Consider the following 12,065-nt stretch of genomic DNA (forward strand, 5'->3'; position numbering starts at 1 on the left):
AACAGCAATTCCGGTTCAGCGCCCGAAACCGTCTCATAGATCCACCAAGTGCCCAGAGCCCCTTCGCCTGCTCAAGGTGTTACCTCTTACAGCGTATCATCTTAGCGATACGTCGGTGGGCATTACCCCCCCCCTTCATTGCTCTTACGGGCTCATGCGCCAGACCAAAACCCTCCTATTGCTTTAGTTGTACCCTATACAATTGGTCTTTGCAGGTTGCTACCAGCCCCTGCTGGGAGATGGCCCTTCCCGGCGTTATCTCTACAAGTCTTTCACTGGATGCTTGACCCCCTACCCCGGCAGATCCCATGGTGCTTTTACCCGTTTCTTCCCATAGAACATCGGCCTTCCCTTAATTGCGACAAGGTCGGCTACTTGCAATTACCCGTACAACGACTTCAGTACGGTGTGCGATTTCGGGGCTGCAGATATTTCTTTATGTTCAGGCCTCCAGTTTTGCTTGCCACTCAGGTCGTTCCCACCAATATGATCACACCCATATCAGCAGCTGTGACTTTTACATTCGAGCAGAACACGAGTTGTTACCTTCCCGTGCATCGAATATGCTAGCCGTCCGAACCGGGCAATTGACGGCTGCGCACCCGCTTTGGGATTCGCCATTTAAACATCTACGACGACCTGTTCACCCTCCGGCGGGACCGAATTGCCCGTTTGTGCGATCTTCTGGCATCCAGACCCCTGGGCATGCAGTTTAACTGTGCAGCGCGCGTGGGTCACACAGACGACGAGCTGCTGGAAATGCTCAAGGCGGCCGGATGCCTCATGGTGTCTCTGGGCATTGAAACCGGTGATCCGGATCTGCTGGAAGTCCATAAACCCGGGGTCTACCTTGATGCGGTCAAAGATACGGTCCGGCGGATTCAGGCCGCGGGGCTGCGGGCCAAGGGCCTGTTTATGATGGGACTGCCCGGGGAAAGCGTTGAATCGATCCGCAAAACCAGTGATTTTGTCATGTCTTTGGGCTTAGATGACATGAACATGGCCAAGTTTACCCCGTTTCACGGAGCCCCGGTCTGGAAGACCATTGCCGATCATGGCGCTCTGGAAGAGGACTGGCGCAAAATGAACTGCCTGAATTTTGTTTTTGTCCCGTCGGAAATCGGCTCCAGACAAGTGCTTGACCGGCTTTACAACGAACATGTCAAACGGTTTTACTCAGACCCGTACTGGCGGAAAAAATTTTCTCGCCGGCTGTGGCAGCACCGCCACAGCCTGTGGCGCATGGCCAGGCATCTTCCGGACATGCTTTCAGCCATGCGCTCCTTTGAAAATCCGCCCCGGAAAAAAAGCCCGGCGTGACCTGTTCTGCGGACCGCGGGCTTGATTTCCAATCTGCCCCTGTGATATCAAAAAGTATTTTGGGAATACCTTACATCAACGGACACAGGGGGTACCTATGTTGGGATTTCTGCCCGGCCCGCTCCGCGGCGCCATTGCCCTGCTTTTATATACCGGCAACACAGTGGGCGCTTTTACCACTCTGCTGCCCTTTGTTGTCCTCAAAACCCTGATCCCCCATGAAGGCACCCGCCATTTTCTCACCCGGATACTGACAGGCATTGCCTGGATCTGGATTTACCTCAACACCCTTATCCTGTACCTAACCCAGGATATCGCCTGGGACGTGCAGGGAGTGGACGGATTTGATTCAACAGCCTCTTACCTGGTGCTTTCCAATCACCGTTCCTGGGCCGATATTCTGGTCCTGCAGCATGTTTGGAAACACAGAATCCCCTTTCTCAAATTTTTTCTCAAACGCCAGCTCATCTGGGTTCCGCTTCTGGGCATCGCCTGGTGGGCCCTGGATTTTCCGTTCATGAAGCGTTATTCAAAGCAGTTTATAGAAAAACATCCGGAATTAAAGGGAAGGGACCTGGAAACCACCCGCAAATACTGCGAAAAGTTCAAAAAAGCCCCCATATCGGTGATCAATTTCGTTGAAGGCACCCGTTTTGACGAAAAAAAGCGTCAATACCAGAACTCGCCCTACCAACACCTGTTAAAGCCCCGGGCCGGCGGTGTGGCAACGGTACTTTCGGCCATGGGAGAGAATCTGGATGCCATTATCGACGTCACTCTGGTGTATCCCGAAAACAAGGCCCCGCTGCCTTTCTGGGACTTTCTCAAGGGCAAAATACCCCGGGTGGTGATGCGGGCAAAACGAATAGAAATCCCACGGGAATTTGCGCGGCCCGGCGCTGAAACCGACCCTGAATTCAGGCAGCGTTTCCAGCAGTGGCTAAATGCCCTGTGGGATGAAAAGGACCGGCAGATCACAGAAATTCTTCAGAAATATGCCCAAGCAAAGGGAGGAAACCCATGACCCGGCAGGCATCCAACCTCAGGCAGACATATCAGGTCATACGAATACTGCCGATGCATAAATAAAAACTGCCCGGCAAACCGGGCCGGATAAGGAAAGCACAGGAAGGGGGCTGCACGGCACTCCTTATTCCGGCGGCCTGAAATCCTCAAGCAGATAAAGGGTCACGGCATCCTGGATCCCTTTGAACCGCGCAGTAAAGGGAGGTTTCACAACAAGGGCGTCACCGAGCAACTCGGAAATTCTCCGGGAAACCACAATCTGTCCGCCCTGAATTTCAGTCTCCATGCGCTGGGTCATATTGACCGCCAGGCCGACAATGCCATATTTTGACCGGCTGGCTGATCCGATATTGCCCACCACCACGGATCCGGCATGGACCGCTATGCGCGTTTCCAGGGCGGAAGACAGGGGTTTGCTTTCCATTTCTTGATTTAACCGGACCATGCTGCGCTGCATGGCCAGGCTGCACTGCACGGCCCGGGCTGCTGCCGGGGCAACAGGGCCGTCGTGCGGGTCAAAAAACACCAGGACCCCGTCGCCGTAAAAATCCACAATTATACCCTTATGCTCATGGATCACATCGATCATGCGCCCGAAATAATGGTTCAGCATCCCGATGGTCTCCTCGGGACTCAGGGCTTCGGAAAAGGCTGTAAAGCCCCGGATATCAGACATCAGTATCGCAACCTCGCGCTTCTGCCCGCCCAGGCGTGAGGCTTCGGGTCTTTTGAGCAATTCCCGGGCCACTTCGCGATCCACATAACGGCCAAAGGTATCCCGTATAAAATCCAGTTCCTTTAAGCCATCGACCATCTCGTTAAACCCCGCCTCCAGCCGGCCGATTTCATCCGTGGAGGAAACCGGAAGCCTTACCATGTAGGAGCCTTTTGCCACCATCTGAAAGGCCTGCAAAAGCTTCTGAATCCGGCGAACCATCCGGCCGCCGGCAAAGTTTATCAAAAGCAGGATCACTGCTATACACAGCCCCCCGGCAATGGCAAAATAAAAACGAAATTCAATGATGGGCGCCAGGATCTGCTTTCCCGGGGCATACATGATCAAAACCCAGGGGGCCTGACCGAGCCAGTAAAAACCGGCAACCATCTCCGGAGGCCGGCCGCTTCCAAGCCAGGTACCGTGGGATTTTTCCTGCATCTGCTCCAAAACCGCCAGTTCCACCGGATCCCCGGTTTCCCCGAGCCGGTTGCGATGGCCCCCCATGGCCTCGCTATGGGCAAGATACCGGCCCCTGCTGTCCACCAGGCAAACCTGGCGGCTCTGCCACCACCCCAGGTTTTCCACATCTTTCATCAGGTAGTCAAAACGAACCGAGACCTCAAGTCTTCCGGGCTGTCCTGTTTCAGGATTCGAAAACTCGGAAATCAGGAACACGGTCTCCTGTCCGCCGCCGGCCTCATAACGCGGCAGGGTGATTTCAGAAAGGGTTCCCCTGTAAAGCTTGGTCAGCGAGCCGCCTTTGCCGGGCCGCTGCCGGGCCGCCTCCGGCTGAGTGTCCCGGGGCTCCGGGTTGTGAACCAGACGCACGGAGATCACTCCCTGCAGGCTTTCCAGGCGGGATAAAATAAACTTCCGGGCATCTTCCCCCCCTGGATCATTTGCGGCTTCATCAAACAGGCCAATCCATTCAGCCACCCGGGCAAGGCGCATGTCCATGTAATGCGCCGCCCGCTCCAGCCGGAGCACAGCGGTCTGGCGCCATTGATCCACAAGCAGGTTCCGGGCATAAAGAAAACCGGCAAAACCCATGGCAAAAAGCAGCAGGGCCGTGGGCAGAATCAAAAACACGGCCATTCGTTTTCTCAAGGTGTTACGCATGACCGATCACTTCAAAGGCCTCTACCTTGTAAAAATGGCCCTCTACTGCATGTTCACCGCGCGCCCGGAGATCAAATCCCCCCTGGAGAAGTTCCCGGGTCTGCCGGGCAATCAAAATTTCACAGGAAAAATCCTTGGTCAGTTCCTGGATCCGGGAGGCCTTGTTGACGGTATCACCGATCAGACCGTAGGCCGGATGATCCTTGCTGCCCGTATTTCCCGCCAATACCGGCCCGGAACAGATGCCCACCCCGTGCTTGAAAACCAATTTGCCTTCCTGCTGCCGGGCCTGGTTGAAACGGGAAAGGCTTTGGCGCATCTGCAGAGCGGCATGCACGGCCTTGTCCGCATGATCATCAACCTCCAGGGGGACGCCGAACACCGCCTCGATCTCATCTCCCACAAACTGCAGCACCAGTCCGCCGTGATCCCGCACCGCCTTTTCCATGAAGGTAAAATATTCCCGCATGCTCAATATGACTTCCTCGGGTGAATGGGATTCCACGTAACTGCTGAATCCCCGCAAATCGGCAAACAGCATGGTGGCCTGCTTTCTTTCACCGTCCAGCGGGATTTCACCGGAGAGGATTTTGTCCCGGATTTCCGGAGTCACATACCGGCCGAAGGATTCGCGTACCCGCTCCCGCTCGGCAAGGCCCTGGATCATCCGGTTGCCCGCTTCTGCCAGCTCGCCGAGCTCATCATTGGACACCACCCGGATGCGCTGGGAAAAATCCCCCTGCTCCACCTTTTCCACCACCCTGAGCATGGCATCAATGGGCTCGCGCACGGAGCGGCCCACAAGCACATTGAGCCGGAAGCCAATGGCAACAAAAATGGCACAAAGCACAATAGTGAAAAAAAAGATATCCAGGACCAGTTGTGCGGAAAACTCCGGCGTTCCAAGCACATCCCATACAACAAAGGCCAGGGTCACCACCAGGATCAGCATGGGCGTCAGGGTGCCGGCCAGGTTCAGCAGTCGGATTCTGCGCATGACATTGACCCGGAAGGCACCGGGCACCTCTGTGAGTCCGCCGTCGGGAAACACCAGGGGAATGGAAATATGCCGGGTATAGCTCTCCACAATAAAAAAGGAAAGGCTTGCGGTGATCAGGCCGATCATCACGGACCGGAAAAACAAAAGAGCCGCGATTTTGCCGTTCATGGCCCCGGGTGTGAAAAACAAAATATAGACGATCAGGACTGCAGGCACAACGATATAGACCGCCAGGTTCGCAGCCGCCAGGATTAACGGCAGGTTCAATATCCGCCGCTGCACATATTGGCGGCTGTACTGGTCGCAGGGCAGACCCTGCGCCCTGGCGGTCAGATAAAGACAGACCGGGCACTGGACCTGGTACTGGAGCACCGCGATAATAATCAGAATAAACGGAAAGAGACTGATCAGATAATGACCCTCGCCGTTTTCCAGAAGCGTTCGGCCCACCCAGCCGGAGGTCATGGGGGTAAAAAAATTGAGTACCAGGATAATGACAAACCCGAGCAGGTTGGCAGAAATATTGCGCAGGTATAGGTGGAAATAAATTTTCAGACGGGGAAACTCCCCGTTTGCCGGTTCATACTGCATTTTCCGCCCCTCCGGGATGCGCGATCACATTGGCCGGGTCCCACCATCCCCGACACGACCGGCTCAGAAACTGTACAAATAATGTCTGATGCATTGCAGTGCCCTATTTTTCCGCCAGTTTGCGCTCTATGGTTTCCACCAGATCCATTCTCCCCTGCTGCCTGAGCAGGGGCAGCAGCTCCAGGTAAAAAGGTTCCCTGTGGCGGATATTGATCTTAAAAGCATCAAACATCTCCGGGGTCACATCGTCTTGCACAAATGCCCGGGTCTTGTGCAAAGCCCCAAGGGCCGCCAGTCCGGTCATGGTCCGGACGCATTTTTCACACCGGCCGCAGTTGAGCCGGTCCTCCACGTTGGCCAGACACACACGGAAATTATCAAAGCCCGGTTTCCACCGGGTCACCATGCGCAGTTTGTCCAGCCTGGACAAGTCCGCGTCCCGGTGCCGGATGCGCAGGTCATAACTGGAATACTCGGGATCAAGCATGGGATGGCTGCCGCACGGCCCCAGATTGTCAAAATCATAGGATGAAGCAATGTAGAAAAGATTGACCCTGGAGGAAAATCCGTGGGCCACGGCCGCCAGCACCGCCCCGAAAAACCGGTTGAGCCACAAATCCCGGTCATCGCACAAGTGGCGGATATTGGTATACACGGCAATGGTGTTGACCCCGGCTGCGGCCGTCACCCGTTCCATGGCCGCAAGGCCCCGGTCAAACACGTGATATTTCATTCCCCGGGCCGGCACCCCGCCGATATCAAACCCATGCACGAAAAGACAGTCCCGCACCCTTGCGGGATGGGATTTCGGGTATTGGGCCATGTTGCGCCAAAGTGCGGCAATGGAGTCAATCCCGCCGGAATAAAACATTGCGGCATGACGCCCGGGCTCACCGGCGTTGTCAGCGCTTTTTGAAATACCGGCCGGCTCTATTGCCAGTGGCTTGTATCGTTGCCGGGTCCAGACCCGCATCAGGGACATCACAGCCGACAGCCCTTCCATCAGAAACGGGCAGACAGTGCCGTCCACGGCTATGCGTTTTTCCCCGAAATGCAGGGCCGGTATGATGCAGCCTGTGACAAAGGCATTGGCATCGGCGTTCAGGCTGCTGCCCAAACGATCCGGGGCCTCGATAAAAATCTCTTTGTCCGGCTGATCACAGTCCTCCCACACCACGGTGGCCCGGGCCCTGCGCCCCTTGTCTTTTTTTTCCAGTTCCAGATCTTGAATCTTCAAAACAGGCTATCCGTTTTCCGGGCACGGGTGAGGCAGAAATCAATGATCCGCATGGCAATATCGTCTCCGGTTGCAGCCTCAAGACCCCTGAAACCCGGCGAGTAGTTCACCTCAATGACCCTGGCCCCGCCCCGGCTGTCTATAATAATATCCACGCCCGCAATATCAAGACCCACCGCCCGGGCTGCGGCCAGGGCCATTTGCTCGATTTCCCGGCTCAATTCAAAGGGCCGGCTTCTGCCCGATACGTGAAAGTTGGACCGAAAATCCCCTTCTGCCGGCTCCAGGGCCATGGCCCCGGCAATTTTTTCCCCGATGACCAGCACCCGCAGATCCGTGCGCCCTGCCGGAGGGATAAACTCCTGGAGCAAAAGCCCCTGGCCCGTTTCCATGTGCCCGATAATGAATTGATCCGCATCCCGGCTGTTTTCCAGAAGAAAAACGTCTTTGCCCTGTCGGCTGCTGAGTTTTTTGACCACCAGGGGAAAGCTGTTCAAATGCTCCATTCCGGCATAAAACAGCCGGGCACTGTGGGCAAACACCGTGTCCGGCACCGGCAGCCCGCAGGCGGCAAGGGCCTGGAGGGTCAGAAATTTGTTGGCCGCCGTCCGGATGGCGGCCACTTTGTTGACCAAAGGGACATTCATGGCCATGAACTGACTGAGCACGGTCAGGCTCGAAGCCCCGATCTGCGCGCCCTGCCGGGGCAGAATCACCCTCGGCAGGGTGCCGGCCAGGGTCCCGCCCATACCGGCCCGTCCCCGGAAAATCCATGGGCCGGCCCGGTACGGATCAACAAGGCCCAGTGCGCATCCCTGCTTCTTCGCGGCTTCCAGAAGCCGCCGGTTGGGCGGATAATCACTGTCTCTGACCGTGATAACACCGATGTCCATGGCAGCGCTTTCCAGAAAGGTTTGGGTCCTGCACCGGGATCACAAGCTGATCACTGCGGCATCACAGGACAATTGAATCAATTCCGCAGCCGTACCCAAGCGGGCGCCATCGATCAAATCCTCCCCGGCAATCCGCCTGGCCTTTGCACACGGAGTACAGGCCAGAATGGGCACCTCATGGGCCTGCAGGTAGGCGATCAGATCATCTGCCACATCGCCCGTGGCTGCCCGCAGATTGTCGGCAAGGCCTTTTTTTGCAATATAGACCGCTTCATCAAGCAGAAACAGTGTGACATTCTTTCCTTCCTTGTGGGCCACAGTGGCCAGGTGCACGGCCCGGGTGGCCCGGTTGGGATTGTCTGTGCCGCAAGACAGACAGATCACCACATTGTTTGTCATATCCATCTCCTTTAAACTTTGTTGGTCTGTATCTCCAATACCGGAGCAAATTTACTGCCGCCCTGCAAAGCGGCCGCCCACGTCGGCCGGATCACCTTCATATCCCAGGGCGCGGAAATCCATCACCTTGTCACAGCCGTGGCAGTCCAGGCAGGAAAATGCCTCCTCCTTGGGGGCTACCTGATGATTCAGCCGCCAGTGCATGATGGTTTCCACAAAAACCACTTCCCCGGAAAAATCCAGGCCCGCCGCAGCCATGCCTTTTTTCGATGCATCAACCCAGTCATAGGTTTCAAAATAACCGCCATCGCCAAAAAGTTTGGGCACGATCAAATGTCCGTTGACCGGATCGGCCGGTTCCACGCCTTTCATGATCTTGTAGGGCGTAATTTTGGCTTCCGGGTCATGGATATCGCCCTGGGGCGGATTGATCCGGGTGCCGGCTCCCCGGTTGATGGGATCTCCCTTGAGATACCGCTTGTGAGTGCCGTTGTACCACTCATATTCGGGGGTCAGATTTTTTTCCCGGATCAGCAGCCCTTTTTTCTTGCTCAGGATTCTTTTCTTTTTCCCGTTGTTTTCCAGGACCTTGTCCTCTCCGCCGCTCTGGGACCAGTCCCAGAGTGTTGTGGTGGGCGCATCCTTTGCGTATTCCGGAATATGGCAGGCCTCGCAGGAGACCGTATCCGTGTGATCGTTTAACCTGGAAAGCATTGCAGAAGACTTGTCATGGGGCCGGCTGTCATGGCAGTCCGTGCACGCCACGGGTCCTTCACTGACAGATGATGTGGTGCTTCTGCCGGCAATCTTGTGATTCTCTGTGGTGTGACAGTCCTGGCACTGAAAATCCATGCCGCCCATGTGCACGTCATGCTCCCGTGAGGGATCTGCCAGGGCCGCATCCATGTCTCCGTGCTTGACATTGTTGCCCCCGCCGCCGTACCAATGACAGGAACCGCAATTGGAACGGGTGGGCTTGCCCACGCTTTGGGCGACTTCGAGCAGATCAACAGAACCATCCGTGTACCCGCACTGTCCCTTGCTGCCGGCATACTTGCCGGTCTGGTCGTGGCAGACCAGACAGTCCACGGCCGCGCCATCCTTAAAGTCGAAGGTCTCGTCTTCCATGCCGTACCCGGCGTGACATTTGGTGCACCTGCACCAATTGGACTCAATGCTGACTCAGTAATTGTTCATCAAATCCCTTTTGCCCAGCTGCCGGCCTTCTTCAAGCCCCAACACATGGGGCGAAGGCCCCTTCCACAGCCAGTGGGCGGATTCCAGCACTTCCTTTCCCTCCTCGGCATGGCAGTGCAGGCAGGTTTCCGTGACCTCAGGGCCGGATTCAAAATCGTCATGGATATAATTGCTGTGATCCACCGCCATGGCCGGACCCGCTAACATGGCCGCTGCCAGGACCCCTATAATCCATTTTTTCATATTTTACTCTCCTTTTTCCGCGGCACGTTCAAGAGCCCCCGCAAGGGCTTCCCTGGGCTGCATCCCCACAAAGCGTTCCTGTTCCCGGCCGTTTTTGAGAACAACCAGGGTGGGGATGCTGTAAATGCCAAACTGTTTTGCCACTTCCCGGTTTTCAGAAACATTGATTTCCACTACCCGTACGCGGCCGGCAAAATCATCGGCAATCTGATCGACAATGGGTGCCTGGGCCTTGCACGGTCCGCACCACGGTGCATTGAAATCCACCAGGCAGACTCCCTTTTGCGTAGCATGACGGAAATTCTCACTGTTTTCCAGCTTTTCCGGCCCCATGAATGCGCCCCCCTTTGTTTTTTCCATATCTCTATCAATAATTGTGCCATTTTTTTTGCCACTCCGGGCGCATTCATAAAAAATTATAAATTCAAACAATTATTCCGCAACAAAAATTTGCGCCAATTGGGGCAAAAGTTTTTTGCGCCTGTCCGGCAACACATCCTTGTTTATTGTAACGCTAAAGTAACGTTATCTTCGCCACAATCCGTTTGCTCAAAGACCCGGTATTGACACCCCTGTAAAAACTTCTCACATCCACTGATGTTTGTCAGGAAAAAAGCCCAAGGTCCGGGTCAGTTTTTCCGCCCGCGACCTTGGGCTTTCTTGGAAATGTTCCTCCCCGGGCCGCGGCCCGGGACTGAACCCTGCAAATAACTTTTTAGCGCATGCTGAAAAGCTGAACCTTGAACTTTGAACCTTGAACTTTGAACGAAGTTACTGAGAAGAAGTTTCAATCAGACAGTTTCAGGCGGTTCCATAGGAATATCAAATTTCTTCATGTACTTCCAAACAGACGTCCGGCTCTTTCCCAGCCGGCGGGCCGCCTCTGCCTTGTTCCATCCGCATTCCTGCAGCAGCGCCGTCAAAGACTCCCGGGTCAGTTTTTTATACTTATGAACAGCACCGCTGTGAGGGGGGTTGGCCGACAGGGTATCCAATTCCATCTGCCGGATTTCCACCGGCAGATCAAACACGTCGATCCATTCGGTTTCGCAAAGGACAAAGGCATGCTCAATGGCGTTTTCCAGCTCCCGGACATTGCCGGGCCAGTTATAATCCATCATCAGCTGCATGGCGTCATGGCTCAGACCGGAAATGCCCTTGCCGGTTTTGGTGTTAAAACTATCGATAAAATGACGTACCAGCAGCGGAATATCCTCCCTGCGGCTGCGAAGCGGCGGAAGAAACACAGGAAACACCTTGAGCCGGTAAAACAGGTCTTCCCGGAAATTGCCCTCACGCACAAGGCTGTAGAGATCCTTATGGGTGGCGGCAATCACCCGGATATCCAGATGCCGGGAACTGGTCTCCCCGACCCGTTCGATCTGGCGCTCCTGAAGCACCCGCAGCAGCTTGAGCTGGATCAGGGGGCTGACCTCTCCGATCTCATCGAGCAGGATGGTACCCCCGTGGGCTTCCTCAAACCGTCCCACCCGGTCCCTGTGGGCGCCGGTAAAAGCGCCGCGCACATGGCCGAACAACTCGCTTTCCAGAAGCGACTCGGAAAGGGCGCTGCAATTGACCACCACCAGGGGCCCCTTGCTCCGGTCGCTGTTGTAATGAATCGCCCCGGCCGCCAGTTCCTTGCCTGTGCCGCTTTCACCCTGCAGCAGCACCGAGGCATCACTTTTGGCCGCCATGCGAAGGGCCTGGAAAACCTCCCGCATGGCATGGCTTTTGCCAATAATATTGTGGAACTGATGTTTTTCAAGAAGCTTCTGCTGGGCTTCCTCGGCCTTTCGCCGGGCAGCGGTCAGCTCGGTTAAATCCGTCAGGGTCTCAACCACCCCGATAATCCGATTTTCCTCGTCTTTTAGAACCCGGGCGTTTTTGATTACCGAAACCCGGTGACCGTCCTTATGTTTTAACTGACATTCAGAGGGCTGCACTTCCCCTTTTTTATATATCTGGCATTCATGTATATTTGCCGGACATTCCCGGCCGAAACACCGGCTGAACGCCAGCAATGAACAATAACAGCCAATGGCTTCCCCTGCCCGGTATCCGGAAAGCCTTTCCATGGCCGGATTCCAGGATGTAATGCGCCCTTCGGAATCCAGGGTGAAAACCCCTTCGCCCATGGTTTCCAGCAAAAGGCCGGCAAACCGGCTGTCCCATACCCCGTTTTGATCTTCCCGGTGCATTATCTGATGCTCCATACCTGAAGGCTTCGTAAAAAGTCTGATTTCAGATGGTGCCGTAAAAAGTTCAAGATCAAGGCTTGCGCAATTTCGAAGAATGCAGCGTACTTAGCCGTACGTGAAA

The 12,065-nt window shown here is 55.4% G+C and carries 11 protein-coding genes; 2 read left to right on the forward strand and 9 right to left on the reverse strand.

Going from position 1 to position 12,065, the window contains the following annotated elements; all coding sequences use genetic code 11:
• Positions 1-594: 594 nt before the first annotated feature.
• Positions 595-1,320 (forward strand): B12-binding domain-containing radical SAM protein, encoded by a 726-nt coding sequence (locus tag ACTCIA_RS15265; protein ID WP_463002676.1) that lies wholly within the window; start codon positions 595-597, stop codon positions 1,318-1,320.
• Positions 1,321-1,417: 97 nt separating this feature from the next.
• Positions 1,418-2,344, forward strand: coding sequence for an acyltransferase (locus ACTCIA_RS15270; protein ID WP_463002667.1), 927 nt, complete (start codon positions 1,418-1,420; stop codon positions 2,342-2,344).
• Positions 2,345-2,470: 126 nt separating this feature from the next.
• On the opposite strand, the gene ACTCIA_RS15275 is transcribed toward ACTCIA_RS15270, so the two are convergent.
• From ACTCIA_RS15275 to ACTCIA_RS15315, 9 genes are all read right to left on the reverse strand, one after another.
• A complete protein-coding gene (locus tag ACTCIA_RS15275) occupies positions 2,471-4,183 on the reverse strand; it encodes an adenylate/guanylate cyclase domain-containing protein (protein ID WP_463002668.1) in 1,713 nt (570 codons plus the stop codon).
• Complete coding sequence (locus ACTCIA_RS15280; RefSeq protein ID WP_463002669.1) at positions 4,176-5,774, reverse strand: adenylate/guanylate cyclase domain-containing protein; 1,599 nt, start codon at positions 5,772-5,774, stop codon at positions 4,176-4,178. The genes ACTCIA_RS15275 and ACTCIA_RS15280 overlap by 8 nt, the downstream gene beginning before the upstream one ends.
• Before the next feature lie 103 nt (positions 5,775-5,877).
• Complete coding sequence (locus ACTCIA_RS15285; protein WP_463002670.1) at positions 5,878-7,011, reverse strand: hypothetical protein; 1,134 nt, start codon at positions 7,009-7,011, stop codon at positions 5,878-5,880.
• On the reverse strand, positions 7,008-7,904 hold the full coding sequence (locus ACTCIA_RS15290; RefSeq protein ID WP_463002671.1) for an ATP-grasp domain-containing protein: 897 nt from the start codon (positions 7,902-7,904) through the stop codon (positions 7,008-7,010). Before ACTCIA_RS15290 ends, ACTCIA_RS15285 begins: the two co-directional genes overlap by 4 nt.
• 39 nt (positions 7,905-7,943) lie before the next feature.
• Positions 7,944-8,303 carry a DsrE family protein gene (locus ACTCIA_RS15295; RefSeq protein WP_463002672.1) on the reverse strand — a complete coding sequence of 120 codons (360 nt, stop codon included), beginning with the start codon at positions 8,301-8,303 and terminating at the stop codon, positions 7,944-7,946.
• A gap of 51 nt (positions 8,304-8,354) precedes the next feature.
• On the reverse strand, positions 8,355-9,479 hold the full coding sequence (locus ACTCIA_RS15300; protein WP_463002677.1) for a tetrathionate reductase family octaheme c-type cytochrome: 1,125 nt from the start codon (positions 9,477-9,479) through the stop codon (positions 8,355-8,357).
• A 6-nt stretch (positions 9,480-9,485) separates the two neighbouring features.
• Positions 9,486-9,743, reverse strand: coding sequence for a hypothetical protein (locus ACTCIA_RS15305; RefSeq protein WP_463002673.1), 258 nt, complete (start codon positions 9,741-9,743; stop codon positions 9,486-9,488).
• 3 nt (positions 9,744-9,746) lie between these two features.
• Positions 9,747-10,103 (reverse strand): thioredoxin, encoded by a 357-nt coding sequence (gene trxA, locus ACTCIA_RS15310; protein WP_463002674.1) that lies wholly within the window; start codon positions 10,101-10,103, stop codon positions 9,747-9,749.
• Between the two features lie 431 nt (positions 10,104-10,534).
• Positions 10,535-11,944, reverse strand: coding sequence for a sigma-54 interaction domain-containing protein (locus ACTCIA_RS15315; protein WP_463002675.1), 1,410 nt, complete (start codon positions 11,942-11,944; stop codon positions 10,535-10,537).
• Positions 11,945-12,065 lie beyond the last annotated feature (121 nt).

Source organism: Desulfosalsimonas sp., assembly GCF_055149105.1.

Coding starts and splice junctions, on each gene's coding strand:
- ACTCIA_RS15270 (WP_463002667.1), top strand. CDS start 1,418: ATGTTGGGATTTCTGCCCGGCCCGCTCCGCGGCGCCATTGCCCTGCTT.
- ACTCIA_RS15275 (WP_463002668.1), bottom strand. CDS start 4,183: ATGCGTAACACCTTGAGAAAACGAATGGCCGTGTTTTTGATTCTGCCC.
- ACTCIA_RS15280 (WP_463002669.1), bottom strand. CDS start 5,774: ATGCAGTATGAACCGGCAAACGGGGAGTTTCCCCGTCTGAAAATTTAT.
- ACTCIA_RS15290 (WP_463002671.1), bottom strand. CDS start 7,904: ATGGACATCGGTGTTATCACGGTCAGAGACAGTGATTATCCGCCCAAC.
- ACTCIA_RS15295 (WP_463002672.1), bottom strand. CDS start 8,303: ATGACAAACAATGTGGTGATCTGTCTGTCTTGCGGCACAGACAATCCC.
- ACTCIA_RS15305 (WP_463002673.1), bottom strand. CDS start 9,743: ATGAAAAAATGGATTATAGGGGTCCTGGCAGCGGCCATGTTAGCGGGT.
- trxA (WP_463002674.1), bottom strand. CDS start 10,103: ATGGAAAAAACAAAGGGGGGCGCATTCATGGGGCCGGAAAAGCTGGAA.
- ACTCIA_RS15315 (WP_463002675.1), bottom strand. CDS start 11,944: ATGCACCGGGAAGATCAAAACGGGGTATGGGACAGCCGGTTTGCCGGC.